The organism is Streptomyces sp. NPDC001858, assembly GCF_053594615.1.
The window spans coordinates 1-25,549 of sequence record NZ_JBSFEV010000068.1 but is presented as its reverse complement, the minus strand read 5'-3'; the positions used below and the strand labels follow the sequence as shown (position 1 = coordinate 25,549).

The 25,549-nt window shown below is 69.1% G+C and carries 33 protein-coding genes; 12 read left to right on the top strand and 21 right to left on the bottom strand.

Features of this window, described 5'->3' with window-relative positions:
- Nucleotides 1-1,202: 1,202 nt before the first annotated feature.
- From ACWCPF_RS43535 to ACWCPF_RS43525, 3 genes are all read left to right on the top strand, one after another.
- Entirely contained in the window at nt 1,203-1,961 is a 759-nt protein-coding gene (locus ACWCPF_RS43535; protein ID WP_451050695.1) for a hypothetical protein, read from the top strand.
- Nucleotides 1,958-2,431: a MarR family transcriptional regulator gene (locus ACWCPF_RS43530; protein ID WP_451050694.1), complete on the top strand. Its 474-nt coding sequence runs from the start codon at nt 1,958-1,960 to the stop codon at nt 2,429-2,431. The genes ACWCPF_RS43535 and ACWCPF_RS43530 overlap by 4 nt, the downstream gene beginning before the upstream one ends.
- 184 nt (nt 2,432-2,615) lie before the next feature.
- Nucleotides 2,616-3,038: a hypothetical protein gene (locus ACWCPF_RS43525; protein ID WP_451050693.1), complete on the top strand. Its 423-nt coding sequence runs from the start codon at nt 2,616-2,618 to the stop codon at nt 3,036-3,038.
- 305 nt (nt 3,039-3,343) lie between these two features.
- On the opposite strand, the gene ACWCPF_RS43520 is transcribed toward ACWCPF_RS43525, so the two are convergent.
- The 7 genes from ACWCPF_RS43520 to tpg (ACWCPF_RS43490) form a co-directional block, all read right to left on the bottom strand.
- Complete coding sequence (locus ACWCPF_RS43520) at nt 3,344-3,748, bottom strand: toxin Doc (RefSeq protein ID WP_451050692.1); 405 nt, start codon at nt 3,746-3,748, stop codon at nt 3,344-3,346.
- Nucleotides 3,717-3,974, bottom strand: a complete 258-nt coding sequence (locus tag ACWCPF_RS43515) for a YlcI/YnfO family protein (protein WP_451050691.1) — start codon at nt 3,972-3,974, stop codon at nt 3,717-3,719. The genes ACWCPF_RS43520 and ACWCPF_RS43515 overlap by 32 nt, the downstream gene beginning before the upstream one ends.
- 669 nt (nt 3,975-4,643) lie before the next feature.
- On the bottom strand, nt 4,644-4,940 hold the full coding sequence (locus ACWCPF_RS43510; protein WP_451050690.1) for a hypothetical protein: 297 nt from the start codon (nt 4,938-4,940) through the stop codon (nt 4,644-4,646).
- An 87-nt stretch (nt 4,941-5,027) separates the two neighbouring features.
- Nucleotides 5,028-5,579 carry a hypothetical protein gene (locus ACWCPF_RS43505; protein WP_451050689.1) on the bottom strand — a complete coding sequence of 184 codons (552 nt, stop codon included), beginning with the start codon at nt 5,577-5,579 and terminating at the stop codon, nt 5,028-5,030.
- A gap of 225 nt (nt 5,580-5,804) precedes the next feature.
- Nucleotides 5,805-6,077, bottom strand: coding sequence for a hypothetical protein (locus ACWCPF_RS43500; RefSeq protein ID WP_451050688.1), 273 nt, complete (start codon nt 6,075-6,077; stop codon nt 5,805-5,807).
- Nucleotides 6,074-6,682 (bottom strand): hypothetical protein, encoded by a 609-nt coding sequence (locus tag ACWCPF_RS43495; RefSeq protein WP_451050687.1) that lies wholly within the window; start codon nt 6,680-6,682, stop codon nt 6,074-6,076. Before ACWCPF_RS43495 ends, ACWCPF_RS43500 begins: the two co-directional genes overlap by 4 nt.
- Before the next feature lie 104 nt (nt 6,683-6,786).
- Nucleotides 6,787-7,380, bottom strand: coding sequence for a telomere-protecting terminal protein Tpg (gene tpg, locus ACWCPF_RS43490; protein WP_451050686.1), 594 nt, complete (start codon nt 7,378-7,380; stop codon nt 6,787-6,789).
- 93 nt (nt 7,381-7,473) lie between these two features.
- Here tpg (ACWCPF_RS43490) and ACWCPF_RS43485 point away from each other — a divergent pair, with 93 nt between their 5' ends.
- Nucleotides 7,474-7,998 carry a hypothetical protein gene (locus tag ACWCPF_RS43485; protein WP_451050685.1) on the top strand — a complete coding sequence of 175 codons (525 nt, stop codon included), beginning with the start codon at nt 7,474-7,476 and terminating at the stop codon, nt 7,996-7,998.
- Between the two features lie 16 nt (nt 7,999-8,014).
- Here the strand turns inward: ACWCPF_RS43485 and ACWCPF_RS43480 are convergent, their stop codons facing one another.
- Complete coding sequence (locus ACWCPF_RS43480) at nt 8,015-8,302, bottom strand: hypothetical protein (protein WP_451050684.1); 288 nt, start codon at nt 8,300-8,302, stop codon at nt 8,015-8,017.
- 279 nt (nt 8,303-8,581) lie between these two features.
- Between ACWCPF_RS43480 and ACWCPF_RS43475 the strand changes: the two genes are divergently transcribed.
- Together ACWCPF_RS43475 and ACWCPF_RS43470 are read left to right on the top strand one after the other, a co-directional pair.
- Nucleotides 8,582-9,316: a DUF6233 domain-containing protein gene (locus tag ACWCPF_RS43475; RefSeq protein ID WP_451050683.1), complete on the top strand. Its 735-nt coding sequence runs from the start codon at nt 8,582-8,584 to the stop codon at nt 9,314-9,316.
- Nucleotides 9,317-9,607: 291 nt separating this feature from the next.
- On the top strand, nt 9,608-9,949 hold the full coding sequence (locus ACWCPF_RS43470) for a hypothetical protein (RefSeq protein ID WP_451050682.1): 342 nt from the start codon (nt 9,608-9,610) through the stop codon (nt 9,947-9,949).
- 718 nt (nt 9,950-10,667) lie between these two features.
- On the opposite strand, the gene ACWCPF_RS43465 is transcribed toward ACWCPF_RS43470, so the two are convergent.
- The 3 genes from ACWCPF_RS43465 to ACWCPF_RS43455 form a co-directional block, all read right to left on the bottom strand.
- Nucleotides 10,668-10,925: a hypothetical protein gene (locus tag ACWCPF_RS43465; RefSeq protein WP_451050681.1), complete on the bottom strand. Its 258-nt coding sequence runs from the start codon at nt 10,923-10,925 to the stop codon at nt 10,668-10,670.
- Entirely contained in the window at nt 10,915-11,148 is a 234-nt protein-coding gene (locus tag ACWCPF_RS43460) for a hypothetical protein (protein ID WP_451050680.1), read from the bottom strand. Before ACWCPF_RS43460 ends, ACWCPF_RS43465 begins: the two co-directional genes overlap by 11 nt.
- Nucleotides 11,149-11,466: 318 nt before the next feature.
- Nucleotides 11,467-11,904, bottom strand: a complete 438-nt coding sequence (locus tag ACWCPF_RS43455; protein ID WP_451050679.1) for a hypothetical protein — start codon at nt 11,902-11,904, stop codon at nt 11,467-11,469.
- A 365-nt stretch (nt 11,905-12,269) separates the two neighbouring features.
- Here ACWCPF_RS43455 and ACWCPF_RS43450 point away from each other — a divergent pair, with 365 nt between their 5' ends.
- The gene (locus ACWCPF_RS43450) at nt 12,270-12,932 is read left to right on the top strand and encodes a hypothetical protein (protein WP_451050678.1); all 663 of its coding nucleotides are present in this window, start codon (nt 12,270-12,272) and stop codon (nt 12,930-12,932) included.
- A gap of 332 nt (nt 12,933-13,264) precedes the next feature.
- Here ACWCPF_RS43450 and ACWCPF_RS43445 read toward each other — a convergent pair whose 3' ends face one another.
- Nucleotides 13,265-13,888: a hypothetical protein gene (locus ACWCPF_RS43445; protein ID WP_451050677.1), complete on the bottom strand. Its 624-nt coding sequence runs from the start codon at nt 13,886-13,888 to the stop codon at nt 13,265-13,267.
- 336 nt (nt 13,889-14,224) lie between these two features.
- Between ACWCPF_RS43445 and ACWCPF_RS43440 the strand changes: the two genes are divergently transcribed.
- Entirely contained in the window at nt 14,225-14,974 is a 750-nt protein-coding gene (locus ACWCPF_RS43440) for a hypothetical protein (RefSeq protein ID WP_451050676.1), read from the top strand.
- Between the two features lie 122 nt (nt 14,975-15,096).
- Here ACWCPF_RS43440 and tpg (ACWCPF_RS43435) read toward each other — a convergent pair whose 3' ends face one another.
- A complete protein-coding gene (gene tpg, locus ACWCPF_RS43435) occupies nt 15,097-15,690 on the bottom strand; it encodes a telomere-protecting terminal protein Tpg (RefSeq protein ID WP_451050675.1) in 594 nt (197 codons plus the stop codon).
- Between the two features lie 90 nt (nt 15,691-15,780).
- Between tpg (ACWCPF_RS43435) and ACWCPF_RS43430 the strand changes: the two genes are divergently transcribed.
- Nucleotides 15,781-16,335, top strand: a complete 555-nt coding sequence (locus ACWCPF_RS43430) for a hypothetical protein (RefSeq protein ID WP_451050674.1) — start codon at nt 15,781-15,783, stop codon at nt 16,333-16,335.
- Nucleotides 16,336-16,338: 3 nt separating this feature from the next.
- On the opposite strand, the gene ACWCPF_RS43425 is transcribed toward ACWCPF_RS43430, so the two are convergent.
- From ACWCPF_RS43425 to ACWCPF_RS43410, 4 genes are all read right to left on the bottom strand, one after another.
- Entirely contained in the window at nt 16,339-17,328 is a 990-nt protein-coding gene (locus ACWCPF_RS43425) for a helix-turn-helix domain-containing protein (RefSeq protein ID WP_451050673.1), read from the bottom strand.
- An 8-nt stretch (nt 17,329-17,336) separates the two neighbouring features.
- Nucleotides 17,337-17,597: a hypothetical protein gene (locus ACWCPF_RS43420; RefSeq protein WP_451050672.1), complete on the bottom strand. Its 261-nt coding sequence runs from the start codon at nt 17,595-17,597 to the stop codon at nt 17,337-17,339.
- Between the two features lie 713 nt (nt 17,598-18,310).
- Nucleotides 18,311-18,811 carry a hypothetical protein gene (locus ACWCPF_RS43415; protein WP_451050671.1) on the bottom strand — a complete coding sequence of 167 codons (501 nt, stop codon included), beginning with the start codon at nt 18,809-18,811 and terminating at the stop codon, nt 18,311-18,313.
- A gap of 72 nt (nt 18,812-18,883) precedes the next feature.
- The gene (locus ACWCPF_RS43410; protein ID WP_451050670.1) at nt 18,884-19,459 is read right to left on the bottom strand and encodes a hypothetical protein; all 576 of its coding nucleotides are present in this window, start codon (nt 19,457-19,459) and stop codon (nt 18,884-18,886) included.
- A 359-nt stretch (nt 19,460-19,818) separates the two neighbouring features.
- Between ACWCPF_RS43410 and ACWCPF_RS43405 the strand changes: the two genes are divergently transcribed.
- A complete protein-coding gene (locus ACWCPF_RS43405) occupies nt 19,819-20,289 on the top strand; it encodes a hypothetical protein (RefSeq protein WP_451050669.1) in 471 nt (156 codons plus the stop codon).
- A gap of 262 nt (nt 20,290-20,551) precedes the next feature.
- On the opposite strand, the gene ACWCPF_RS43400 is transcribed toward ACWCPF_RS43405, so the two are convergent.
- The 3 genes from ACWCPF_RS43400 to ACWCPF_RS43390 all read right to left on the bottom strand — a co-directional run bounded on the left by ACWCPF_RS43400 (nt 20,552) and on the right by ACWCPF_RS43390 (nt 22,401).
- Complete coding sequence (locus ACWCPF_RS43400; protein WP_451050668.1) at nt 20,552-20,752, bottom strand: hypothetical protein; 201 nt, start codon at nt 20,750-20,752, stop codon at nt 20,552-20,554.
- 378 nt (nt 20,753-21,130) lie between these two features.
- Complete coding sequence (locus tag ACWCPF_RS43395) at nt 21,131-21,802, bottom strand: hypothetical protein (RefSeq protein ID WP_451050667.1); 672 nt, start codon at nt 21,800-21,802, stop codon at nt 21,131-21,133.
- Complete coding sequence (locus ACWCPF_RS43390) at nt 21,799-22,401, bottom strand: sigma-70 family RNA polymerase sigma factor (protein WP_451050666.1); 603 nt, start codon at nt 22,399-22,401, stop codon at nt 21,799-21,801. Before ACWCPF_RS43390 ends, ACWCPF_RS43395 begins: the two co-directional genes overlap by 4 nt.
- Before the next feature lie 679 nt (nt 22,402-23,080).
- Here ACWCPF_RS43390 and ACWCPF_RS43385 point away from each other — a divergent pair.
- Entirely contained in the window at nt 23,081-23,749 is a 669-nt protein-coding gene (locus tag ACWCPF_RS43385) for an HNH endonuclease family protein (RefSeq protein ID WP_451050665.1), read from the top strand.
- Nucleotides 23,750-23,927: 178 nt separating this feature from the next.
- The gene (locus ACWCPF_RS43380) at nt 23,928-24,680 is read left to right on the top strand and encodes a hypothetical protein (RefSeq protein ID WP_451050664.1); all 753 of its coding nucleotides are present in this window, start codon (nt 23,928-23,930) and stop codon (nt 24,678-24,680) included.
- A 31-nt stretch (nt 24,681-24,711) separates the two neighbouring features.
- Here the strand turns inward: ACWCPF_RS43380 and ACWCPF_RS43375 are convergent, their stop codons facing one another.
- Nucleotides 24,712-25,398, bottom strand: a complete 687-nt coding sequence (locus ACWCPF_RS43375; protein WP_451050663.1) for a recombinase family protein — start codon at nt 25,396-25,398, stop codon at nt 24,712-24,714.
- Nucleotides 25,399-25,549: the final 151 nt, after the last annotated feature.

Genomic DNA, 25,549 nt, shown 5'->3' with positions numbered 1-25,549 from the left:
GCCCTTGTGCTACCCGTGAGTGGTGTTCAGAGTGCTGCTCTTCAGATCCGCGCGGAGCGACCCGCGCGGCGGGTCCCTCCGGGCTTCGCCCGGAGCAAGCGAACGGTTGCGCTCCGCGCAACCGTTGCGCTCACGCTCCGCGTGAGCGCGAGCTGGGTCACTGCGTGACCCAGCATCAACTCACGGGCTGCGCCCGCGAGTTGGGCGCGAGCCGCTGCGCGCCACGCGCCACGGCCGCGCTGCGGCCGATCCCGCCCGAGCCCCGAACGGGGCCTCCGCTGCGCTCCAGCCCCCAACCCCCAGACCGTGAAAGGTGAACGTGAGGAAAAGCAGCAGCAAGGAGGAGAGGGAGGTTGGGGAACAGGGCGCGGGTGAGTCAGGGGGTGGGGACGGGTGGTGACGGAGGATCAGGGAGAGGGTGACACCTGGAGGCGGTGACTCGTTCGAGTGAGCTCCGATCGGCTGGAGTGCTTCACTTCGAAGCACTAGATAGACTCTGGAATCGATAGGGCGTACCTCCCGCGCAAGGAATGCCCCCTTTTAATTCTAGTTGCCGATTTCCAGTTGAATTCGACTTACGTGCAGCCGGAAAACTCGCTACGCCTCACTGAGCTTAGCCAAAGAAAGGAACCTCGGATATGGAGAATTCGAAATTCAGCCTGCGGAGGTACAGGAGCCGACCGGCCCCCGGGCCGGACGGCGTAACCAATTTCCGGCCCCAGCCGCGCCTTGCTGCTGCTTGTTCGTCACGGTCGCCACCACCCGAGACTCAGAGCCGCTGGTGCCGCCTATGGTCTGCAGCTGGTCGACGGAGCCGCACGCGAAGCCGCCTGAGCCACCAGGCCGTCGACGCGAGTGCCGGCCGCCGACGGCGGCGCCGCGGTGGTGCCGGCCGCCGTTCGCGCTGACCTCAGCCACCTAATACCTACCGAAACCAAGAACCTGCTGGTCAGGGCGATGCAGTTTCGACGTTCTGTCCACTCAGCCGGTACACAACGCCGTCGATATGTACCTCCTGAGGAGTCACATCGACGGCCAAATGTCAGCAGGGCCGACAGTGCAGAGCGTAAAACGTCAGCCACGCCGACATTCGCGGGGGCGTTCCGTTGAGTCGGTCCGCTGGAGCGCGCAGGGGGGAGATCTGTCCCCCCTGGGGGGACACAACACGCCGGAACGTCAGCCAGACCGACATATCTGTCGGCGTGACTGACATACTGCTGGCGTCCAAGATCAGCGAAGTGGAGAGCAGCCTCGTGTCATCCGAGCCACAGCGCCGTCGTCCCGCAGCGAAGCGCGCGCCGCGCCGCCCGGAGCTGCCCCTTGACGATGAGATCCAGGCGTGGTCGAAGCCGACCAGGCCGGTTGAGGACCTGGATTCGCTCGCTGGCCGCTACCCGGACCGGCACATCTCGCTGAGCAGCAAGCGCAAGCCGATGGAGTTCTACGACACTCCGGAGCGGCCGAAGGCGTTCTCCATGGACTCGCTGGAGTTCTTCTTCCTGATCGCGCAGTACTTCCGCGAGGCCCTGCCCCTGCGGCTGATCCTGCTGATGATCGCCTGCCAGAAGGCCGGCGGGCAGATCCGGCTGACCCAGGAGGAGATGTCGACGGTCCTGGACGTGCAGCGAGCGAAGATCAACGAGGCCCTCGGGGAAGTGATGTCGCACGGCATCGTCTTCAAGGTGCGCCGGGGCGTCTACCAGTTCAACCCGCCCTACTCGTACCGTGTAGCTGAGTTCATCCCGGGCACCGAGCTGGTCGAAGCCGAGTACGTCCAGGTCGACCAGGACAGGACGATCGCGAAGATCCGCAAGGATGAGAGCCTGCCGCAGCTGGTGCGGTTCCCGTCGCTGGAGCACATGCGCGAGGCGATCGAGGAACTGCGCAAGAAGCGGGCTGAAGAACGCGCTGCACGCCGGTTGGCCCGTGCCCAGCGCCAGGAGGAGGGAACAGCCCAGTGAGCACCTTGAAGTGGGCGGCGACCAACGCCGACAGCCTTCTCGCCGACCTGGACCTGCCGCCTGCCGCCTACCGCGCGCTGCTCAAGCTCCGGGGACGCAGCGAGGCCGGCGGACGCATCAGCATCGACCAGGCCGCCCTCGGTGAACTGCTCGGGCTCAGCCGCCCCAGCGTGAACGCCGCACTGCGGGAGCTGGAGCTGGCCAAGCTCGTCAAGAAGGTCCGCAACGGCGTCTATCAGATCAACCCGATGCTGGCCGGCCACGCCTCCCCCGAGGACGCCCTGGCCGCCGTGAAGGCGATGCCCAAGGCAGACCGACTGGACAGCAAGACGTACGTGGCGAACTACCACAAGGCCGTCGCCGCCTACCAGGACCAACTTGCCGAGCAGCGCAAGAAGCGAGCGGCCGTCGCCGCCGCGAAGAAGGCCACGGCCGCTAAGAGGCGCGGCTCTCTGCACGCCGTCGGCTGACCCGGCCGCCCGCCCGGCCGGGTGACACGACATCGCGGCGCTGCACCTGCGGGTGCAGCGCCGTTCGCGTGCTCGGTGTCGACGTCGACACCGAGCACCCCCGCCGTGACGCTTACGGATGGATCCGTGTGTCAGGAGGCGCGGCGTTCCGCCTCGCTGCCGGTGGCTGGCGTAGTGGTGGAGCGTGACCCACGACTACGGCTTGCTGCTGTTCGATGAGATGCATGAGCGCTTCGGCCGCCGCGCCGGGTGGCCCCCGAGCGCCTCGCTCGTCTCCCCGTTCTTCCGGATCATCTTCGAGACCCTGGGGCCCGAAGAGGCCGGCGCCTTCTTCGAGAAAGCCCGCCAGGCCCACCGCAGGGAGCACGAGGTGGCTGATGCCGGGACGTACCAGTTCGGCTTCGTCCAGTACCTCTCGGTCGCGATCGACGACAGCTGGCACGGCAGCCTGCGACACGTGGCGGCGTGGGAGGCGATGAAAGCGGCCCACGAGATCACCCGCGCCGACACCCCCGACTTCGAGCAGTACATCGACACCGCCGTCAACGTCTGCACAGAGATCTCCAGAACCCATCCCCGGCTGGCCATGGCCGCGCCCGCCTCGTAGCGCGGTCAGCCGCTCATCAGGACGACGTCGCGCCCTCGCCATGGGGGAGCGGCGCCGCTTTTCGTGCGCGGGATGCGTATGTCAGATCCGTGCACAGCGTTCCCTCGGGCGGGAAACGCCCAGGCCACAGTGGCCGACGGACCGGAGTGTCAACGCTCTCTGGACTGGAGTCTCGAGCAGCCTCCAGACACGATCGAGCAGGACCGAGCAACGGACCTCGTTGCGACCGGCTCTACAACCGAGCAGCACACGCAGCAGCGCCCCGGACGAGGGGGCAGTCCGGGGCGCTGCGCATCAGGACGAGATCAGATTCGCCAGGAGCGAATGCGATCGGCCGCGTCGTACCCGTCAGCACGGCCAGCGTCGATGTCCCGGGCGAGGTCGATCAGCGCGCCGTACGGCGGGTCGACGGCTTCGTCCGCAGCATCCATGTACGCCGTGACGATCGCGGCGCCATACAGCGCGTTGCGGGCCGGGAGGGGGCGCAGCCGGATGATGGCGTGCATCAGGGCCGCCGCGCGCCAGGCGTTGTCGACTGTCACGCCGACTTGCGGGGTGTTGACGCGGTGTCGGGCGACGGCCGCCACGAGGTTGGAGAAGTCGTGGACCGAGGGCTGCTTGGGCAGCACTTCCGCCTGGCGCTCCAGCAGCCAGCGGATGTCGATGTGGAGCTCCACCTCAGGCCGCCCGCCCCGGGACCTTGGCAGCATCCAGACGGGAGGGGGCATCGTCGGGGAACGCCGCGTCGAACGCGTCCGCGTTGTCGGCGACGAACTGGCGGAAGACGTCCGCGGCGCCGTCGAGGCGGGGGTCGCGGACCGCGTTGCGCGCGGCCTCGGTGATGAGCGCGGTGACCGTGGTGCCCTCGGTCTCGGCACGCTCCTGCAGCTGGGTGTGGAGGTCCTCGGGGACCCGGATCGTCACTGACTTCGACATGCTCCGACCGTACAGCAGGGCGTACAGCAAGGGGAGGTGTATGACGGAACCACACCCGGACGAGGACCTGTTCCGCGTTGCCCGCCGGAGGTTGATGACACAGCTGAACAGTGACACAGATGGTCACGACGACCTGGGAAAACAGGGGGTTGATGACACAGATCGGCGCCGATGACACAGATCCGCGGCCCCCGGCTGGACCCAGGACGCAGGTGGACCCAGGTCGCGGGGCCGCCTGGGAAAACGCCGGACCCAGGACCCAGGGACCCAGGTTCGTACGGCGCAGCTGGGTCCCGCCGACGCGAGTCACGGCTGAAGGCGACCGGCCGATCGTGCGACTACAGCCAGTGCCGGTCGGCGGGAGCGTGACACTTTCGGGTGACGGCCCGGAAAACGGCCCTCGGGCCCGGGATTACGGGCCGGACGGGGCAGCGTGACAAGCGTGGGCGGGGTCTGTGACAAGAGGTGTGACAGGCGAGCGTGACGCGTGACGATCACGCTCGGTCAACCGTCTGCCGGTGTCCCGTGACACGGAACCTTGACCGGTTGCCACTGAAGGTTGACCAACGCCGGTTTGTGACACCGAAGATTGATCGCCACAGATCGGGGAGGCGGCATGGTGCCGGGGCTATAGCCGAATGAGACGGTCCCTCGAGCAGCAGATCTGCCTCACATGCCTCGGACCGAGACCATCTGGTCCACGGATTTCTGAACCTTCGGCAAGAACGCCGCGATGGTCTCGCTATCGGGTTCCTCACCAAGCAGGTCCAGCGCGGTCGCGCGGGTGAGGACGATGTCGGCCTGGTAGACCAGGCCTGCGGCCCACACGTCCAGCTCCGCTTCGGTGCCCCCGTCGCCAGGACCGTAATTGATGTACAGAACGGGGAACTCAGCGGAAGAGTCCAAAAGGGTACGGATGTCTGCGACGGTAACCTGCAGCGCTGGCCTGTCGACGGTCGGTTCCATGGCGTGACGCTCCTCCGGCTGATAGTTGAATCAGCCTATGTCCGCTGCGGCGATCAAACTTCAGTGGCAACCGGTCAAGGTTCCGTGTCACGGGACAGCCGGGGCCGGGGTCTTCGGCTCGGTGGGACGCCCTCCGTTGGGGAGGCCGGCCTGCTCCTCCCACGCCCGCACCCAGGTGGTGAGCTCGTCCGCGGTGTACGTCGCGGTTCCGCCCTCCGTCACTCCCTCGGGGACCGGGATGCCGCGCTCACGCGAGCGCTTGAAGTAGGTGCGGATCGTGGCCGGCTTCCACCGCAGGACGTCTTCTTCGAACGCCTCAGCGAGCGAGTACCGGCGGGGGCCGTGGAAGAACTGCTCCATGACGTCGGCCGGAATGGGCTCGGTGGCCTGCTCGGGTACGGGGGCCGGGCGCAGCGGCGGGACGACGGGGCCCTGGCCGCACACGTGCGGGCGGTCCTGGGCGAGCGTCGGCTCCAGCGTCGCCAGGGCTCTGGTGAGCGCCTGGGCGGGGGCGCCGGCGTCGATGGCCTGCGCGGCCAGCTCGCTCACGCGCGCCCCGGCGTTGCGCAGCGCCGCCACCTTGGAGTTGCGCACCCGTACCGCGTCGGCGAGGTCCTTCAGCAGCTGTGTCCATTCCACACCCGTACAACGGCGCCCACCCGCGCGGGGTGACGCTCGGTGAACGGTCCGGGCTGCCGGAGGCGGTCAGGTCACAGGGTTACAGGTCGCCTCTCAGGAACGCTTCCACCTGGGAATTCGCGGGTTCGACCTCACAGGCGAACAGGGTGAATAGGGCATTCGGGCTCACAGGCTCCCGCTCGTGTCACAGGTGGACCGGGAACCTGTGAGGTCTACTCTCCGTGATCAGATCCGGGCCGGAGGCCAGATGTGCGGGCCACGGCACTGCCCGCAGGCGGCGCAGCTGGCGCACGCGAGGCAGAACTGCTTGGGGGTGTGCATGCAGTGGCAGACCGGGTTGGAGTCCGGGTCGTCCTCGCCCTCGTAGTACCGGGGTTCGCCGATCGGGGGCTGGCCGTCGATGTGGACCTGGCCGTTGGCGGTGAGCGTCTCGAAGCGGGTGCCGCACCAGGTCGACTCCGTCCACACGGCGATCACCGTGTCCGGGTCGCCGGTCACGACGCGGTTCCCGGGCGGGAGCCGAGGCCGGCCTCGTGGGCGCGGGCGAGCAGGGTGTTGACGGCGAGCGCGGCCGCGGGGTCGGTCTCGGGCAGCCGGTCGACGGCGGCCCGCTCGTCCTCGCTCAGAGAGTCCAGGAGTCCGGTGCGGGCCAGAGTGCGCAGCAGGGCGTGGCACAGGACGTCGGGGGCGAGCGCGGCACGGCGGGCGGCTTCGGCCTTCTCCTCCTGGAGGCGCCGCTCGTCCTCCAACTGCCGGGCGCGCTCGCGTTCGGCGTCGGCCGCCAGCTCGTCCTGGACCACGGCGTCGGCGTCCGGGTCGTACGTGCCGCCGGTGTCGGCGAGCAGCTGCACGATGCGCGTCCACTCAGCGACTTCGGCCGGGCCGCGCTCATCGCCGGCGAGGTCCTCGTGGTCGCGGACCATGTGCTGCTGCAGCTCTGCGTCCTCGAGGGCGGGCGCCGCCTCCGGGTGGGTCATACCGCGGGCCCGCCGGCGGACCGAGCGGCGCCCGACCTTCGCCCAGTCGACCGGCTCGCGGGGCGCGGCCGCGCGGTGGGCGGGCACGCGCGGGCGCCGGTGGGATCGGGATGCGGGGGTGCTCACACGAGCCTCCCATTCGTCGCGGAAACGGTGACAGGGAATCCGGCTGCCGCGCGGTGGACGCGGCAGCCGTAGACAGGTTTATCGCAGCGGTGAATTCCGTGCGGCTAAAACGAGATATCGAGCCATTCTATGTCCTTTAATTCGACGTGCAGGCCCGCGCGCCCGCCGCCCTCCCGGCGGAAATAGGCGTCGGCAATGGCCTCCGCAACCAGCTCGTGCAGTTCATCGTCCGTCGCTCCGCTCTCCCGGGCGGCCAGGATCAGGTCGGCGTGCATGGGCGAGACAGCGGTCATGATGTCCCTCACCCGGCCCGCGTCCGAGGACCCCTCAGGGCCGAACCCGAAGAAGGCGCGGCAGGAGATGACGAGCCTTCCAGACGTGACGGCGCGTTGCCTCGCCTGTGCCTTGACCTGCGGTTGCCACTGCGCTTCGGTCTCCTGCACCAGTGCCTCCTGGAGGCGCTTCTGCGGCTTCCTGGCGGCGCCCGAGCGGTAGCGCTCCACAGTGCGGCGGGAGATGCCCAGCCGTTCGGCTACGGCCGTCGTGGAGCCCTTGGCGCGCGTGAGGAGGAATTTCATCTGGGCTCGCGCGGATTTCGGCGCGGGACGGGTGAACAGGGCGCGTTCGGCCCGCCCGAGGCCGTCGAAGAGCTTGCGCCGGAGCGTGGCCGACGCCGGGTTGGTGTGCTGATCATCCATACCCGGCAGCCTCGGGCCGGGCCCCTGTGGACAGAGGACGCCGGACGCCGGGAAGGATGGGCGGGGGAGCTCATCATCACGGGAGGGGCGGTTGTGCGGCTGACGGTCGACACCGAGACGGACACCTACGAGCAGGCGATCGCCGCCGTCCAAGCTGCCTACGGGCTGCGGCCGGACGTCCCGGTTGCCTGGCCGGACGTACCCGCCGCGGACCCGCGCCCCGGCCCCCAGAACCTCGCCGACGACGACCTCTCCGACGGCTGGACGGACCAGCTGCTGTTCCACACGATCGCCTCGCTGGTGCCCGGGGCCCGGGCGGTCCTGCGCCGGATCACCGAGCTGGGCGGTGCCGCCTCCTACGAGGACGTGCAGCAGCACTTCGTCTGCCACCCAACGCACCCGATCCCGCCGTCGAAGATCGGCGGCACCCTGACCAGCGTCAAGGCGGTACAGCGCCGGGTCGGCCCGGATGGCGTCGGCCCGCTCCTCCAACGAGATGAACGATCGCGGCGCTACCGCATCGACGACGTGCTCGTGGCCGGCCTCCAGCGGGCCTTCGCCCTCGCCGACGCCCGCCCCGACCTGCTGCGCGGCGAACCGGCCGGACCTGCCGCCTGACCGGGCGTGGTCCGCTTCAGGGCCAGACAGTGGCGGCCTCGGGACGCAGATCCGGCCAGGCGTGCAGTACGTGGGTGACCTTGGCGGTGGGCACGGCGACCCCGGAGGTCACCATCAGGAGCCGTACGTACTCCACGTCGTCGACGACCGCGGTGAACTCGTCACCGTTGGACGCGTCGAAGGCCAGGAGCAGCCCGTAGCCGGTGTCCGTGCGCTCCAGGCCGACGCCCCAGCAGAACTCCCGGTAGGCGTCGGCCTCCATGGTGGTGGGGGTGACGAGCGCCACCCGATGGATGGTGATCATGCGGTCTCCTCTGCGCTGGTGATGGTGAACAGAGCTGCTCCCCGTACACAGGGCGTACGGGGAGCAGCTCGGGATGGTGGGCAGGTGTCGTCGACCGATGCGCGGCCGCGGCGTGTGCGTACCTATAGGGGCTCGGTGACAGCACTTTGGAGGTTCTTGTCACCCGGATGTGTGACAGGTCGAACGTGATTGCCGACGCCTGCGCCGCAGGGCCGGCGACCGGCACGCCGGGCTCCCGGCCACGCGGGGTCGAACTAATATCCCGACGACCTCCTCAAGGTGCAGCGCGACCTCCAGGCAGCGCGCGCCGGTCTTGCGGTGCTGTTCAAGAAACTGCCCTACAGCGTGGAGCCGATGGAGGCCTGGGCGCGGCCCGAGGGCTACGGGCTCCCCACGTCCCCCGCCCGCCCGGACTCCCCCGGCTGGACGGACTCCGAGCAGCAGCAGGTCGCCGAACTACGCGAACTGGCCGCCGCGATCGTCACGCACGGCTTCTGGACCGTGGTCGACGGACCGGAACGCCCGGACGCCCGCAGCGGTCTCCGGCACGCCACCGTGCGAGCGCTCCTCCACGAGCGCCGCCAGACCCTCGATGGATGGCGGTTCCGCGTCTCCATCCCGGCCTGGCAGAACACCGAGGACGGGGGTGTGGAGCCCGTCAGGTACACGGTGTGGGTGAAGGCTCCTGAGCACGTGGAACCCGTCGACGGCGTCTCATACGACGACGTCCCCACCACCCGGCTTCCGCCGCCGATCGAGCGGGAGATCCTCAGACCGCGCCGCCCGACCGGCTGGGTACTGCAGAAGCTGCACGGCCAGCGCGGTCCTGACCGTGGCGTCCTGCACGCTCCCGACTGTGTCGAGGCACCGCAGGGTGCTCCCGTGCTGAAGGTGGACCAGGCCCTGGACGCTGCCGAGAAAGCGGGCGTCCGACTGTGCACGCTGTGCGGTGCCGCCCAGGAGCTGGAGCCTCTGCTGGACGGCTTCGACCACGGCTTCGACCAGGGCTCCTGACGCGCAGCGCTATCGAGGACCAGTCCGTGCGCGCCGCAGCCGACCACATGGTCACGCTGACCTACGCGATGCGCGACGCGTACGCCACCACCCAGGAGCTGACCGCCGCCCGCGAGGCCGCGAAGGTCGCCCACGACACCTTCGTCGACGCCGCTGCCGGCTACCTCGCCCGGACCGCCACCGCGCCGCACCCGCGTGCCGCCAGGGCCGTCGACTCGGAATGTCATCGCTCTCCGGCGACTCCACCCACCACAGCCTCCCCTCGCATCCACGCACCCAATCGGAGTTCCCATGGAGCAGCAGTCGAAGGCCCTCGCCCGGATCAGCAGCGTCGAGACGTCGGCCGAACGGGAGTCGGCACCACCATCGGACGTGGCCGTGCTTGCGGCAGCCGCGGCCGCCGCGCTGGGTCTGCTCACTGACGCCGTCCGGCGCGGCGGCGCTGACCCGGACGACATCGTCCAGGCCCTCAAGGCCGCCGGCGTCCACGAGGCGTTCGCCAGCGTCTTCGACGCCGCCTCCGAGCGCGTCATGGAGGCCGCCGACGACCCGTACGACTTCGACGTACGGCTGCACGCCGACAACCTCGCCGGGGCCGCGGGCGACGTCCGCCGCGCCTTCGAATGGCTCTAGAAACCCGCCCAGCACCCGCCACCGCCCCATGGGAAGGCCCCGATGACCACCCAGCCCGAGCACACCAACCCCGTTCCCGACCTCACGATCCCGCTCTCCACCGCCGACGCCCAGGCCCTGGGCGATGACGTTGGGCAGCTCGCCATGCGGCTCGGTTCGGTACTGCACGGCCTTGCGCAGCTGCACGCCAGCGGGGCGAGCACCGAGGACCTCGCGAACACGATCCTGGTGTCCAACGGTCTGCTGAACCGGCTGGAGGGGGCATCCGGGACGCCGCCGTACGCCAGCACGCGCCGCGCAGGGCGGCTCGTGCGGGGCGCTGGCGAGCTCCATGGGCGTCACCCGGGCCACCGCGCAGTCCCGCCGCGACACCCTGGTGAAGAAGACCCCGAGCCCGATGGAGCGGTGGGCCGCAGGCGAGACGGAGTAACCCCGAGCAGCAGCGCCGTGCAGCAAACAATCGTTTGGCTGCTGCACGGCGCTGCTGCGTGCAGCAACGGGCCCTGCTGCCCATGCAGCACCCTTGTGCCACCAGGCCCGAGGGGCGGAGTGTCAACGGTCCCCGGCATCACGAGCAGCGCCCCAGCCGCCCACGAGCAGCAGCCGGGCAACACCGAGCAACGGATCCCACGGCAACCGGCGCTGCACCGTGCAGTACAAGCAGCAGCGCCCCGGACCACGACGGTCCGGGGCGCTGCCGCGGGGTGCTCGGGAGGCCCTACGCCTCAACGTACGCGACGATCGTGATCGACCCCAGGGCCGTCACGTAGTAGATCACCCGCACGCCGTCGATCTCGTCGACGTAGTCGCGCAGCAGGGTCCCGGGCACCTCGGTGCCGAGCGCTGGGTTGACGCTGATGGCGACGATCGCGCGGTCCAGGCGGTGCGTCTCGGTCGCGATGAGCTTCGCCAGCTGGGTGAGCGCGGGTTCCACCAGGATGACCCGGGAGCGCCGCGTGCCATGCTCAGGCGACACGGGCCTGCCCGTCGGCGAGACGGGCGAGATGGGTGTCGCGGGCGACCTCCCATGGCACGCCGGACTCGGGCGAGGGGTAACCGTGTTCGGCGATGTCCTCGAGGACGGAGGCGAGGACATCGACTCGCGCGCGCTGGTCGGCCGCGTATTTAAGGACCGAGGCGGCGGCAGATTCGTCGAGCGGCTGGCGGTCGGGCGGCGGGGCGGCCGGCTCCTGGCTCATCGAGGGCTCCCAGGGCGTCGTCTGGCGTGTCTCCTCACAGTATCGCCGGGGTGCCGTACCGGTCTGCGGTACGAACGAAACCCGGCCCGATGACACAGGTGAACAGTGACACAGGCGAGCGCTTCTACCAGGGAAAACGGGGGGTGATGACACAGAGCGGCGCCCATGACACAGATCCTGGACCCATGTGGACCCAGGCCACAGGGACCCACGTGGACCCTGGGTTCGAACGGCATAGCCGGGTCCGGCGTCGGTGAGCCTGCGACAGGCCTTCCACGAGCTGGGCGACCACGTCCGGGCCAGTTGCTGCTGGCCGCTTCAGACGCCCCGGAGGACCTCGTTGCGCAGGGCGTGCAGCAGCGTCAGGGCGTCCTGGTCGTCGGCATCGGTGAACGCATGGATCGCCAGGAGGACGGATCCGGCGACCAGCTTCGCGGTGGCGGGGTCGTCGCCGGCGAGAGACGCCTGATTGTGCAGGGCATCGGTCAGGACGAAGACCACCCGGGCCATCGGGTCACTGTTGATCTCTGCGACTAGCCGGCCCGTTTCGTCGTAGTCCATGGTGGCGTCGATACCGAAGGCGGCGATGAGGATGCGGTGGAGTGTGTGCTGCCCGTACGAGGCGAGCAGCGCTGGCAGCGGGCGTTCGCCCTCCCTGCCGGCCAGGGCCGCCAGGGCCTCATCGTTGTTTCCGACGACGGCCTCCAGCGCGGCCAGGGCACGCAGGTGCTCATCGTCAGTCAGCTCGATGTTCATGTGACCGCACGGTAGGCCAGCGCCTGCACCGCGCGGCAGTGTTCTCCCAGAAACCACCCGTCACGGTGCCTATCCGCGGACGGCCCGGAGGGGTGCTCTGTCACGCGTCACGCTGTCACGCTGATCCGGACTCTGGTGGGGGAAGGCCTGGTCCACGCCCTGGAAATGGGACATCAGAGGGCATTCTTGCGGGTGCTGTCACGCTCCAACCGGCGAGCATGACAGTGGCGTTGTTGGATGTGCGTGTCTCATGACAAGGCGATCTTGACCGGTTGACTCCTGACCTTGGCCGGATGGAGTGGCGGAACTGTTCAGTCCCCCCTTCCTCGAGGTGTCCACCACCGTCCGAACGGCATAGTGTCGGAGTGACTACGCCACCTGACTGCCTGGACCTTCCCGCCCGCCGGCGCCGCAACGCACGGCTGATCGGTGCCCTGACCCGGCTGATCGGCGCCTGCGCCGAAGCGGCGGGCGCGGTGTATGAGCCGATCGCCGCCGCTCCGCCCGGCCAGGAGGCCGTGGAGGTGGCCCTGTTGCCGTGTATCCAGGTCAGTCTCAGCGCCGGCCTCCTGCTGGACCGGGCCCGTGCCGAGGATGACGCCCGGTGGCCGGCCGCCCGGGTGCGGGAGCGGGAGGAGGCCCGGCGGACGTACGCCGCGCGGTGCGCCGTGGCGCAGGCCGAGGAACTCACGGAGCCGGCCGACCCGCCAGGCGTGAACGGTGTGCCGCTGCCGACGGTGGAGCAGGCCGCCGCGATGGAACTGGCAGGTGCCGGTGACGACGTCGCTGCGTGCTGGCGGCACGATCCGCAGGAGGCCGTCGCCCTGGTGCGTGAGCTGGTGGCCAGCGGCGAGTACACCGCAGACGAGGTCCTCACCGACGCGGTCGACTCCGCAGTGCTCGCCGGTCTGCTGACATTGCAGGAGGTGCGCACCGCCTCCGATCCGAGCACGGCGGCGGAACTCTGCCTGAGCGCCGTCGGCCACATCGCGCTCGCGGTCACCCTGGCCAGCGCCGACCTGGACTGACCCGGCCGCGTGGCAGTGAGGTTGACCTGGCGATCAGTCAAGATCAGCTGACCGGGAGCCTGTGAGGTTGCCCTCGGTGATCAGGGCCGGGCCGGGGGCCAGATGTGCGGATGACGGCACTGCCCGCAGTCAGCGCACCCGGCGTAGGTGAGGCAGAACTGCTTGGGGGTACGCGGGCAGTGGCAGATCGGGTTGTAGTCGGGGTCGTCCTCGCCCTCGTACCGCGGCTCGCCCAGCGGGGTCGGCCGTCGACGTGGACCTGGCCGTCGGCGGTGAGCGTCTCGTACCGGGTGCCGCACCAGGTCGACTCCACCCACACGGCGACGACCGTGTCAGGGTCGCCCGTCACAACGCGGTCCCGGATGCAGGGCGGCTCCGGCTTGGTGGGCGCGGGCGAGCAGTGCGTTGACGGCGAGCGCGGCCGCGGGGTCGGATTCGGGCAGCTGGTTGACGGCGGCCCGCTCGTCCTTGGTGAGGGAGTCCAGCAGGCCGGTGCGGGTGAGGGTGCGCAGCAGTGCGTGGCGCAGGACGTCGGGGGCGAGCGCGGCGCGGCGGGCGGCTTCGGCTTCCTCCTCCTGGAGGCGCTGCTTGTCGTTCTCCAGCTGCCGGGCGCGCTCGCGTTCGGCGTCGGCGGCCAGCTCGTCCTGGACCACGGCGTCGGCGTCCGGGTCGTACACGCCGCCGGAGTCGGCGAGCAGCTGCACGATGCGCGCCCACCCCCCGAGTTCGGCCGGGCCGCGCTCATCGTCGGCCAGGTCCTGGCGGTCGCGGTCCATGTGCCGCTGCAGTTCGGCTTCCTCGAGGGCGGCAGCCGCCTCCGAGTGGGTCATCCCGCGGGCGCGCCGTCGTACCGAGTTGCGGCCGACCCTAGCCCAGTCGATCGGATCACGGGACGCGGCGCCGCGCGCGGCGGGGACGCCGGGGCGTCGGCGGGATCGGGGTGCGGGGGTGCTCACACGAGCCTCCCAATCGTCGTGGAGAGGGTGACGGGAAATCCGGCTGCCGCGCGGTGGGCGCGGCAGCCGTAGTGTGCCGAAGCACGGTAGGTGTCACCCACAGCTCCTACAGACCTGCGGGTTTGCGGCGGTGAGGCACCGCAGTTGTCATCAGGTCTGCACGCTACTTGTCGCCGTCAGCCAGGAAAGCACAGTTGCTGTCACCGTCGGCCGCTCACGCTCGTCAGCTCAGCGTTCCAGCCGACTCGCAGGAGCGCTGCAGGGCAGGTCCGAGCGGTTCGCTGTGGCTGGTAGGGCCCCCGTGGATCGCGAAGGGCGCCCCTCTAGCCTGGCCTCATGACGGATGCGGGGGATTTCCGGGTCGGTGACGTGCTGTCAGTCGTCTGTCCTTTCACGCCGGCCAGAGTTGAGCAGGCTGTGATGTGGGACTACGTGTCGGTGCGATGGCCGTGGTGGGACATCGACGCCGACAGCGAGTTCGTGCACTGGAACGGGGTCGTTGCCCTGGGCGTGAACAGCAGTGCGCGCGTCGGGCCTGAAGTAGAGGCGGAGCTGTTTCGAACTGACCCGCCGCCCGAGCAACTGCATCCGGGAGACTTCTGCCGGGTCGGTGTACCACCGACGGTGGTACACGTGACGGCTGTCGACCATCACGATCCGCCGATGGAGACGGGCTGGCTACCACGCCCCCATCTCACCGTGGCTGTGCTGCGCCGCGGCCTGTCCTACCGCGAGTTTCCGGACGAGAGCCATCTCGACGGCACGGGTTACACCCTTCACCCTGGCGACGGGATCCCCTTCACTTTCGAGCTGTTGATGCGGCCGTACGCTGCTCTCCTGCCCGGCGATGAGATCGCCGACGCAGCCGGGCGAGCCTGGCAATTCGAGGGGCCCTGGGACTGGATCGCCTTCGATGGAGCGCCGACGGGAGCGGGCCCTGAGTGGCCGCTCGTCCTGTTGACCCGCGCCGGAACGCCGAGCTCCGGCGTAGACGCGGAGGCAGTGGCCGCAAGCACGGCAATCGGTTCCCATCAGGAGACCGTCCGGCGGTGGATGTCGCTTACCGACGCCTCACCCACGCCCTGACCGGACGATGGGTCCGTCTTTTTACGCGCTTGCTGACCTCGGTGACAACCAGCCTGCCTATGTAACAACTACCGTGCTTCGGCTCAGTAGACAGGTTTATAGCAGCCGTGAATTCGGTGTGGCTAAAACTTGATATCGAGCCATTCCACCTCCGAGAATTTCACCTCCACGCCCGCGCGCCTGCCGCCGCCCTGGCGGAAATAGGCGTCCGCGATGGCCTCCGCAACCAGTGCGTGGAGATCCTTGTCCGTCGCACCGGACTCCTGTGCCGCCAGGATGGCGCGGGCGTGGGAGGACGAGACGGCGACGATGAGGTCCCGTACCCGGCCCGCATCCGAGGTTCCCTCGGGGCCGAATCCGAAGTAGGCGCGGCAGGAGATGACGAACCCCCCAGACGTGCCCGCGCGATGCCTTGCCTGCGCCCTGACCTGCGGTTGCCACTGCGACTCGGTCTCCTGCACCAGAGCCTCCTGGAGGCGCTTCCGGGGCTTCCTGATCGCACCCGAGCGGTAGCGCTCCACCGTGCGGCGGGAGACGCCCAGGCGCTCGGCTACGGCCTTCGTGGAGCCCTTCGCGCGCGTGAGTAGGAATTTCATCTGGGCTTGCGCTGATTTCGGTGCGGGACGGGTGAAGAGGGCTCGTTCGGCGCGTCCGAGGCCGTCGAAGAGCTTGCGTCGGAGCAGGGCCGACACCCTGGCGTGCTGCTGATCATCCATACCGGGCAGCGTCGGACCGCTCCCCTGTGGACAGAGACCGGCCGCCGAGCACGCTTGATCCGGACCCGGGGACGGCGTGGGTCGGGAAGGATGGCGGAATCGATTACCGAGAGGGGCGTCGTGCGGCTGACGATCGACACGGAGACGGACACCTACGAGCAGGCGATGGCCGCCGTCCAGGCCGCCTACGGGCTGCGGCCGGTCGTTCCCAGCACCTGGCCGCCGGCCCCAGCTCCGGACCCCCGGCCCGACCCGCGGGACCTCGCCAGCGAGGACCTCGGAGACGGCTGGACCGACCAGTTGCTGTTCCGTATGGTTGCGGCGCTCACGCCCGGTGCCCGGTCCGTGCTGCGCAGGATCACCGAGCTGGGCGGGAGCTCCACGTACGACGCGGTGCAGCAGTACTTCGCCGTCCACCCGTCCATCCCGATCCCGATTCGGCAGATCGGCGGGACGCTGACCAGCTTCCAGGCAGTGCAGCGCCAGGTCGGCCCGCCCGGTGCGGACCGGCTGCTCCAACGGGATGAGCAGGCCCGGATCTACCGCATCGACCCGGCGCTGGTGGACGGACTCAACCGGGTCTTCCCGCTGGCCGATGCCCGCCCAGACCTACTGCGCCGTGAACCTGCCGGGCCCGTCACCTGATGGTCAGAAGGAGGAGCTGTCGCCGTATCCGCCCCCCGACAGCGGCGCGGTCTGAGGAAGCAGCGCATCGCCGCATACAGGGCAGCCTTCCAACGATGTGGTGTGCGGCGCCGTGGCGACCGGGCTCTCGCAACGGGGGCACTTCAGGGGATCGAGCGGCTTCAGGAGGGCTTCGGCGACAGACCGCACGAGTGCAGTGGGACATCGGTTGGGGCATCCGACCCAACCGGTGCCTAGGTCACTGAGCCGGACCCGGAAGAGATCACCACAGATGCAGCAGCGGACGCTCCACGCCGCCGTCGGGCTTCGGAACGGCTCCACTGCTTCAAGTTCGTACCGTGACAGCTCTGCTTCCGCCTCACGGGCTGCCAGCTTCCGGGCTGGGGTGATTGCTGACTCTTTCCGATCCTGTGCTCGGTGCACCTTCTTCCACGCGCGCACCCAGTCCCCCCAGGCCCGCTGGGGCACCGCGCAGGCGTGAAGCAGAGCCATCAGTTGCCGCTGGCTGGTGGGGAATGACTGGCGCGTGAGTAGGCGCTGTGCCGTCGAACGCGACAGTGGCCCCAGCTCGGGCCGTTCTTCCAGTCTGTGCTCCATGGCGCGGTAACTCAGTCCGCTGCGCTCGCGCAGATCCAGCAGTGCCCGGCTCATGTCCGCCCGGTCAGCGATCAGATCCGGCCGGGGTGCCTTCCCCGGATGGGGCGGCGCCGCCCGCCGCCGGTCGCGGAGTCCCGCCATCTGCCGGGCCTGCTCCCATAGCCGGCGCGCTTCGCCGTCGGCTATGCCGCATGCCTCCTCGTACGCTAAGACGACCCTGAGCGTGGGCAGGACGGCACCGCCCGCCGCCCGCTGCAGCGTGGTGGCGCTGTACTTCGTACGGGCTGCCAACGCCGCGTTGGTCAGGCCTGCACGGACTCTGCACCGCCGGAGGTGGCTCGCGAGCCGGCCCAAGGCGCTGTCCGGGCGAGGGACCGGGTTCTCGGTTCGTGCCACGATCACGCCTACCGGGACAGGGAGGCCGACTGGGCCCGGGCAAGGTGGCGCAGGACCCGGGTCGCTGCTCCAGTGGCCAGTTGTGTCACGGTCACCGACAGCAGGCCGGCTGCGCCCAACAGGGACAGCGCATCCGTAGGCGGCATGCCGCCCAGGGTCAGGGCGGCCGCCACGATGATGACCACCACGATGACGGAGGCTTCCGCCCCGCCGAGCTCACAGCGGGCAGAGCTTTCGGATACGACGCAGAGCGCCACGGAATCGTGCATGAGGAAGTTCCCTACGTGAGGGCGGGCCACGGCCGGCGGCCGTGGGCCTGACTGGCTCCAGCAATTCGTCATAGGCCACGGGCAGTTGACGCTGCGTCGCGGCGTGACAGCATGGTGCCACCACGGCAGGCCGTGGGCACGCCATTGATGCGCGCTTGTCCCATGTGCTGATTTGAGGCAGACCCGATTTTCAGGCGGCACTGTATCTGAGACAGCATGTGGTCAATTCCGGCTAGACCGGTGGCCTGGCTGTTCTCCAAGCCTGACCGGAGCCCGACGCCGACGAGCTGCCGGGAAGAGGCCGGTTCTTGCGTTCCGTCCCAGTTCTGTTTGCCGTGAACGGGCCAGGGCTGCCACGCTCCCCCTTAGTTCCGTACGCGACTGGCTCCAGCAACCAACCGCGCGGATTCGGTCGTCCGTGTTGACGCACGGGCGCCCCACACAGCCGGCTTCGACGTCGTGCGGGGTCGGCTGTGTCTAGTCGGTGGTGCGGTGGAAGGCCTCGATCTCCGTACGGACCGCATGGATGGCCACGGCGGGGGCCAACTGTCGATGAACTGGCTGATGCCCGAAGGCGTGGGCACCAACGGCGACACCGCCGCCTCCGTCTCTCGCAAGCTGCGGGACTTCCCCGCGGGGTGCCCGCGCCGACACTGCCCGGCAGTGGGCCGTGAAGAGGCTCAGTTTTCTTTCCAGGCCACCAAAGCCCCTGATCATGGCAGCAGACCGGCTTCGGTGGCCTGGCGAAAGACGTCCCCGCATGTGAAGGACGGAATTGGCTGGCGTTCGGCGAGGGTGATCAGTGCGTGGCGGACTTCCCGGCTGAGCTGGAAGAGCCAGCGGCTGGTCTGTCCGCCCTCGTACGTGTAGGTGCGGAAGAGGCCGACCGCCTGTCCGTCAGGGCCCGCAGTGGAGGCGTCGGGTAGCCCGGCGAGCAGTTCGATGCCGCGCAAGCTGGTCGCCGCTTCGACGACCGTGGCCAGAGGCAGTGCGTCAAGCGCCGCAGCGGGCACGGAAGCTGCGACCGAGACGGCATGGGTGGCCAGGGCTGCGAAAACCTCGATCAGCTGCTCGCCTTCGGCGATGTCGATGCCCCAGGCTCGCAGGTTGTCGTGGCGACGCGCCTGACGCCATGGCTCCTGGTCCACCAGCGGGAGCAGGACGCGGCCTAGGTGTGTGCAGCGACTCCACAGCATGTCGTGCTCCGAGGTCATGTCAGATCCTCTCTGCAACAAGTGAAGGGCCTGCGGAGAGTCTGTCCCGCCCGCAGGCCGTCCAACTTCCCACTACGCGCAGGGAACCCACAGGACGGGGCTTTCCGGACTGGCTCCGCCCACGCTGCCGCTTGTGTTCACGAACGTCCCGACCGTGGTGGTGCGCCAGCCGACCTTCGGGTCACCGGGGTGGTTCACGCAGGTTGCCGCCGATGTCGACGACCGCAGCGGTGGCGCGCACAGGTACTGGCGAGAGGTTGCTGCCGTCATCCACAGGTCGGAGAAGTCGTTGTAGAACTCCAGGTCCACCTCGCTGGTGCAAGCCACGGGCCCGCCGGAGCACGTCTTGATGCCGCCGGTACCGGTCATCCGAGAACCGCTGTGGTTGGGCTTTATGGCGTTGAACGTACAGCTCGTGTCCAGGGTGGAGTCCGAGCCCTGCAGGGTGACCGTGACCTCAGGCGGTTCCGTGTTCGGCAGCGGATCCGCCAGGGCCGTCGTAGTGCTGGTCACCACCAGCGCCGCACTGATTGCGAAAGCGGCCGCAACGGTTCTTAATCGCATGAACGTCCTCCTCTTCGCGGTACGGCCCAACTGCCCATCAGCCGGGCCGCCTTGCGCAGAGAACAGACCGTAGGCGTGGAACATGGGCTACAGCAGTGGCGTACCGGCCAAGGCTTCTCTCCTGCCCCATGAGCGGGAGATCCCTGGACCGCGCCCCCCGACCGGCTGGGTGCTCCAGCGGCTGGACGGCTGGCGCGGGCCCGACCGTGGCGTCCTGCACGCTCCCGACTGCGCCGAGGCACCGCAGGGCGCGCCCGTGCTGGTGGACCAAGCCCCGGACGCCGCCAAGAAGGCGGGCGTCAGGCGTGCACGCTGTGCGATGCCAGCGATGCGTCCTCGACCAGAAGTACGTGGCCTCCTCGGCGACGCCACCGGGGCCATCCGCCCCGAACTCGTCCCGTTTCACGAGGCGTTGACGATTGCCGAGCGGCCGCGGGGAGACGATGAGCGGGCGTGGCACGCTGTGGGTGCTACGGATCGCAATGTGGGTGCTGATCGTGGCTGCCGTGCCGCTGTATGTGGTGTGGCTGGTGCGGGCCGGCTACCTGACCGGGCAGCACCGGCTGCCCGCGGGCGACGTCATCCGCTGGGCGCTGCCGACGCTGGTCCCGGCGGCCGCCGTAGTGCTGTGCGTGCTCGTCGGGCAGACGTGGTGGATGAGCGTGGTGGCCTGTACGGCGTCTCCGCTGCGGGAGCGGTGGGCCGTGATGGTGCTGCTGTTCATCGCCGCGGTGTCGGTGTTCTGCGGGGTCGCCGGCGTCGACGACACCGGCGTGTCCGCCGGGCTGCTGAGCCTTGTGGTCACCGGGCTGGGTATGGCCGGCCTCTTCTTCATCCCGGCCGCGTGCTCGCGCCAGCTGCCGGACGTCGTCCGCCGGCGCTCTGCCGACTCCTCCGGCGACCCGGCGGCGTAACCGGGCCTTGCCCCGAGGCGTTGAGCACGGCGTTGCGTGATGCACATCCGATCCCCCCGCGGATACTGAGCGTCCCCCGAGTTGGCCCACTGGCACGGCTGCCCACAGCACGTGGTTCTCGGAGGCGTGTGCCAGTTTGGCGAAGCCGAGAACGGGGCACAGCCCGCCTTCGGCCAAGAGCTCAGCAGCCGACTTGCCGATGGCGAACGGCGGGTTGTTGAGGATGAGGCGGGCCTGCCCCCAGGGCAGGCCCGCCAGAGTTTCAGTGCCGGGTCTCCCACCACAGGATGAGCAGGGTCACGGCGCCGCTGCCGAGCTTGTACGCCGCGCCCTGCAGGAACTCACCCGGGACATTCCGTCCCTGCTGGACCGCCCATTTCCCCAGGTGGCGGACGGTTTCGATACATCGCCTGTCCCAGCGGGACGGGTGCTTGGGCTGGCGTTTCGCGTTACTCTCGTCCATACGGAGTTCCTCTCGTTTTCGGGCGTGCTGGAACACCGCGCAAGGAGCCCTCCCAACTCGAGGCCTAGGAAACCTGTTGGGGTGCAGGGCTCCTTTTGCGTGGAACAGCAGTCTAGTGATGCGGCACTGACACTCAGGTCAACGAAGTCACCTGGCAGTTGGGTTCGTTGACTCTGGTTGTCACTGGTTGACTCTGGTTGACTCACTGAACTTCAGCGACGAGAAAAGCGCTGGTCAGGAGACTGCAAGCGTGAGGCTGTGAGATCCGCCATACGCGCTCTGGATCGCTGAGGCCGCAGAAGGTACGACCCCTGGCCTGGATACGCAAACCATCGCAGCTTCTGGGTGTGGACCAAGCCGTGGCGGTGCCCGCCGAGTTCACCGTCGGGTGAAGTCGTGCAGTTGGTCGGCGAGGCGCCGGTCGGGGCGCCGGACGATGATGCACGAGCCCGACTTGTTGGTTGCCAGGCGGTCGACTTCCATCTCCAGGTCCCCGGTGGGGGCGTTGGTGCGGCTGGAGCCGGTCTTGCGTACGTACGTCGCGACGGCCTCGAGGGTGGCGAGGAAGGTACTGTCGGGGGCCTCGGAGTCGAGGACGTCGTCGGTGACCTCGTGCAGCCAGTGCCGTGCCTCCCTCGTCTCACCGAGGGCAAGGTGGTGCAGGTGCAGGCAGTAGGCGGCGGCCCGGTGGCCGGCACCCGCTGCGAGCTGCCACCAGAACTGGGCGCTCTCTCGGTGGTCGGTCAGGTGGAGGAGGCACGCGAAGACGAGCGCGCCGTCCACGTCCAGGTGGCGGTCGTCGGTGAGCGTCTCGGGTTCCTGGGCGAGGCGGTCGACGTGGTCAGCGGCGTCGGGCCGGTTGAGGATCCAGCGGCACACCACGGACAGCCGTTGGCCGGCCTGGGCGGCGCGGACGGTGTCCGGGTGCGGCTTGGCGGTGGCCGCGGCCGCGTCGGCGGCGAGGTGGCGCAGGGCGGCGCCGACGTCGAAGCCGTTCCGCGGCCCGGTGGGGATGCGGGCGTCGGCCAGGAGCTCATCGATGGCGGTCACTGTGCTGCCCCCTTCTTGTTCTTGCTGGGCGCCGCGGGCAGGTCCAGCCGGATGCGCAGGCGCTCCTTGGCCTTGCGGCCGTGGTAGTCGACGGTGCGGGTGTCCAGGCCCATGTAGCGGGCGATCCGCTTGGTGGGGTAGCCGAGCAGGTGGCGCAGGACGATCACGGTGAACTGCCGGGTGGGCAGTTCCAGGATCCCCTCGTACAGGCCGCCGGCGCTGCTGTTGAGCTCCAGCTGGCTGCGGACCGCCTCGAGGTTCTTCGCTATCGGCCCGTTGATGAGGAAAGCGGGCGGGCGCCCGTCCTCGTCCAGGCGGCGGGTGACACCGCGGTGCAGCACGGCGAGCGTCTGCTGTTCGAGGTCGCCCTGCTGCAGCAGTCCGTCCCAGCCCCCGAGGATCTCCAGGAACACCTGGTGGACCACGTGTTCGGCGGTGCGGCGGCTGCCGAGGTGGATCTCCGCGAAGTCGTGGAAGAACTCCTGGTGCCCCAGGTAGAAGCCCTCGAAGTCGAGGGGCAGATCGGGAGGGGCCTGAACGGGCTGACCGTGGCCGCCGTCCAGGGGCGATACGTCAGTGGTGACGTCGCCGTTGCCCATGCATCCTCCAGGCAGTGCGAGCTCCGGCCCTCTGCGCTGAGGACCGGGCATGTCCCGGCGCAGGCCAACTGGCCTGCGCGAGCGCCCCGTTGATCGGGCCCTCAGGCACCACCTTGTCGATTTCAGGGACTCCAGACTCATCCGACCCCCAAGAAATATTACTCAGAGAGTTGATCTGTAAGCAGAATGTGAGTCCTAAGTGAGTGCAGTTGTTCGACATGCATCCTGTGAGCTGGGACAACAGGCCCACTTGGGACAGTTCATCATTCAAGAATCGACTCACTCGTGGCACACATCACACTCACCTCGCCGGTGAGTGGACGCCCGGCGAACCAACACCCGTCAGCTCCGGCCCACCCCGGACAGAACCGATCCGCCGTCACCCGATCGGGGGGCGCACGGTGGTGACAGTCCACAGCGGACCGTTCGAGGGGCGTTCTGAGGCGCAAGCCGCCACGGGCAGCCGTCTGTGCGCACAGCCGATCCGCCGCCTCCCGTTCGACTGGGCTGCGTGGCTGCTGACGTCCCGGTGTCCGCGAGCCCGCGCCGAAAGATGGCGGCCGATGATGTGACTTACCGTCTGGACGGGTGAGTCGACGGCCAAATCCTGCGCCGGAGGAGACCGCGCCCGATACGAAGATCCCGGATCTATTGGTGATCTTCGAGAGGAACCCCGCTCGTGCGTCTCCCCCGCATCGTCGGCGCCGCGGCCGCCGTCGTCTCCACACTCACCGTTCTGCTCACCCCGGGTGCCGCGCACGCTGCTCCCGGCGACACGATCGTTCTTCCCGTACGCGACGCTCTCGCCGCACTCGCCGTCCAGGACGAGGACCGCACCGGCTACGAACGCACCAAGTTCCGCCACTGGGTCGACGCCGACCGCGACGGCTGCAGCACACGCTCGGAGGTGCTGATCGAGGAAGCCGTCACCGCCCCCGAACAGGGCGCGAACTGCGCACTCACCGGCGGCTCGTGGTATTCGCCCTACGACGACACCTACTTCACCCAGGCCCGCGCCCTCGACGTAGACCACCTGGTCCCGCTTGCCGAAGCATGGGACTCCGGCGCCTCCGCCTGGACCGCCGCCGAACGCCAGGCGTACGCCAACGACCTCGACGACGCCCGGGCGCTGATCGCGGTGTCTGCGTCCAGCAACCGGTCCAAGGCCGACCAGGACCCCACCACCTGGCAGCCCCCGGCCACCGGCTACCGCTGCACGTACGCAACCGACTGGGTCGCCATCAAGACCAGGTGGAGCCTCGCTGTCGACCCCGCCGAACAGACGGCTGTCTCCGAAATCCTCGGCACCTGCCCCAACGCGCCCATCGAGGTCACACAAGCCCGCTGACCATGCGGACAGGCACGAAGGGGGGCGGAACTCGGTCCTGCGCTGCTTCGGCCACCGGCCCGACGTCAGCGAGTTGGCCGGGGCCGCCCCGGGCCGCCACCGAACAGGCATACGAGAAACCACTCACGTGTGCGGATGCGGGGCGGGTGTTGTCAGTCCCCGCTGCCACCATCCGGCCATGGCCCAGATCAGCCCCAAGCTCGCCCGCACCTTCTTCGCGGACATCTCCGCCGGCTCCCCTGTTCCGCTGGACCCGGACGACCTCCTGCACATGGTTCATGTGCGCCGTCACGGCCACGTCGTCTTCGGCGACATCGCAGTGCGCTGCTTCAAGAACAAGTCGAAGTGGACGTACGACGAACGCGAGATCCGCCGCGCGGCCCAGACGTTCGCGGACTTCCGCCTGGACGTCGACGACGTCGTGGAGATGCCACTGCCCACCTTCTTCGACGCCGGCGACGGCGACGACCAGGGCATGGGGTACCGCGGCCCGGCCTCCTGGCGGTCCCGGATCGCGTCGTGGCTGTTCTGGGAGGCCCGCCGCAAGGATCAGGAGGGGCGGCCCTACGAAGAGTGGAACGACAACTGGAAGCGGCTTGGGGCCAACGGGCTGCCCGGAACGCTGACGTGGGACGAGTTCGTCGCGGCGCGCAGCGGGGTCCGGCTCCGGGAGAACATCGCCAACACCCGGCCCCTGGACTTGATGACCTGCACCAACGGAGCACTGTTCCTGCCGAGGGCCTACTCCGAGCTCCTGGACCGTTGGGAGCAGGTGGACGAGGACCTGGTCGGCCGGGCCCGGACCTGCTCCCGCTGCAGCGAGCAGGGCCCGCGCTGGGGCGGCTGGCGCACGCAGACTCCGCTCGGCTACGTCACCCTGTGTCCGCCGTGCTCGGGTGCCACCTTCCAGCGGTACACGGGGTGCCGGTAAGAATGCTGTCACCAGCCGCAAACGGCGGTGATCAGTCCTCGGACCTGGTGGGTTGGGGCAGTTCCGGCGTGGTCGTTGCCTCAGCGAGGGCGAGGCGACCGCCCTTCAGTTCGGGAACGTAGTTGTAGATCGTGTTCCTTGAGACGCCGAGGAGCTTCGCGATCGAGGTGACGGTGTTCTCCGGGCGGGCGAGCAGGTCGCGGGCGTGACGTACCTGCTCCTCCGTCATCGCCGGCGGGCGGCCGAGTCGGGCGCCGCGGGCGCGGGCGGCGTCCAGGCCCTCGTTGGTGCCCTGCACGATGAGTTCGCGGATGAACTCCGCCAGGGCCGCGAACACGTGGAAGACCAGGCGCCCGCCGGGTGTGGTCGTGTCGAGCGCCTCGTGCAGCGAGGTGAAGCCGACGCCGCGCTTTCGCAGGCCGGACACGATCGCGATGAGGTCCTGGATGGAACGGCCGAGCCGGTCCAGCGACGGGACGACGAGGGTGTCGCCCTCGCGCAGGTAGTCGAGGGCCTTCCACAGTTCCTCGCGTTCGGCGTTCTTGCCGGACTTCTTGTCGGAGAAGATCCGAATGCGGCCCGCTGTGTTGAGTGCGTGGATCTGCCGGTCGAGCAACTGCCCCTTGGTGGACACGCGTGCGTATCCCACGAGGCTGCCGGTCCGTACGGCCGGAACGGGGGCGAGGAGATCGGCGATGTCGTCCTGGGGTGGCTGCACCCACCAGATCGTACAGAAAAGGGTGCTCATCAAGTTCTTGAGCACATCGAATTTCTGGGTTCTGGCACAGATCTTGGGGAGTCGTCGCAGAGCGTTACCCCGATGTTCGATTGCGAGGAGACAGGGTTGCGTGAGACCGCGTACGCCTTGT

What these genes read in the sequence shown, in the direction of transcription:
- ACWCPF_RS43410 (WP_451050670.1), bottom strand. Translation starts at nt 19,459, where the DNA reads ATGTTCCACGCCTACGGTCTGTTCTCTGCGCAAGGCGGCCCGGCTGAT.
- ACWCPF_RS43390 (WP_451050666.1), bottom strand. Translation starts at nt 22,401, where the DNA reads ATGGGCAACGGCGACGTCACCACTGACGTATCGCCCCTGGACGGCGGC.
- ACWCPF_RS43510 (WP_451050690.1), bottom strand. Translation starts at nt 4,940, where the DNA reads ATGGAACCGACCGTCGACAGGCCAGCGCTGCAGGTTACCGTCGCAGAC.
- ACWCPF_RS43515 (WP_451050691.1), bottom strand. Translation starts at nt 3,974, where the DNA reads ATGTCGAAGTCAGTGACGATCCGGGTCCCCGAGGACCTCCACACCCAG.
- ACWCPF_RS43470 (WP_451050682.1), top strand. Translation starts at nt 9,608, where the DNA reads ATGGAGCAGCAGTCGAAGGCCCTCGCCCGGATCAGCAGCGTCGAGACG.
- ACWCPF_RS43400 (WP_451050668.1), bottom strand. Translation starts at nt 20,752, where the DNA reads ATGGACGAGAGTAACGCGAAACGCCAGCCCAAGCACCCGTCCCGCTGG.
- ACWCPF_RS43380 (WP_451050664.1), top strand. Translation starts at nt 23,928, where the DNA reads ATGGCCCAGATCAGCCCCAAGCTCGCCCGCACCTTCTTCGCGGACATC.
- ACWCPF_RS43405 (WP_451050669.1), top strand. Translation starts at nt 19,819, where the DNA reads ATGAGCGGGCGTGGCACGCTGTGGGTGCTACGGATCGCAATGTGGGTG.
- ACWCPF_RS43420 (WP_451050672.1), bottom strand. Translation starts at nt 17,597, where the DNA reads ATGCACGATTCCGTGGCGCTCTGCGTCGTATCCGAAAGCTCTGCCCGC.
- ACWCPF_RS43480 (WP_451050684.1), bottom strand. Translation starts at nt 8,302, where the DNA reads ATGATCACCATCCATCGGGTGGCGCTCGTCACCCCCACCACCATGGAG.
- tpg (WP_451050686.1), bottom strand. Translation starts at nt 7,380, where the DNA reads ATGGATGATCAGCACACCAACCCGGCGTCGGCCACGCTCCGGCGCAAG.
- tpg (WP_451050675.1), bottom strand. Translation starts at nt 15,690, where the DNA reads ATGGATGATCAGCAGCACGCCAGGGTGTCGGCCCTGCTCCGACGCAAG.
- ACWCPF_RS43430 (WP_451050674.1), top strand. Translation starts at nt 15,781, where the DNA reads ATGGCGGAATCGATTACCGAGAGGGGCGTCGTGCGGCTGACGATCGAC.
- ACWCPF_RS43415 (WP_451050671.1), bottom strand. Translation starts at nt 18,811, where the DNA reads ATGACCTCGGAGCACGACATGCTGTGGAGTCGCTGCACACACCTAGGC.
- ACWCPF_RS43460 (WP_451050680.1), bottom strand. Translation starts at nt 11,148, where the DNA reads ATGAGCCAGGAGCCGGCCGCCCCGCCGCCCGACCGCCAGCCGCTCGAC.
- ACWCPF_RS43440 (WP_451050676.1), top strand. Translation starts at nt 14,225, where the DNA reads ATGACGGATGCGGGGGATTTCCGGGTCGGTGACGTGCTGTCAGTCGTC.
- ACWCPF_RS43520 (WP_451050692.1), bottom strand. Translation starts at nt 3,748, where the DNA reads ATGCTGCCAAGGTCCCGGGGCGGGCGGCCTGAGGTGGAGCTCCACATC.
- ACWCPF_RS43455 (WP_451050679.1), bottom strand. Translation starts at nt 11,904, where the DNA reads ATGAACATCGAGCTGACTGACGATGAGCACCTGCGTGCCCTGGCCGCG.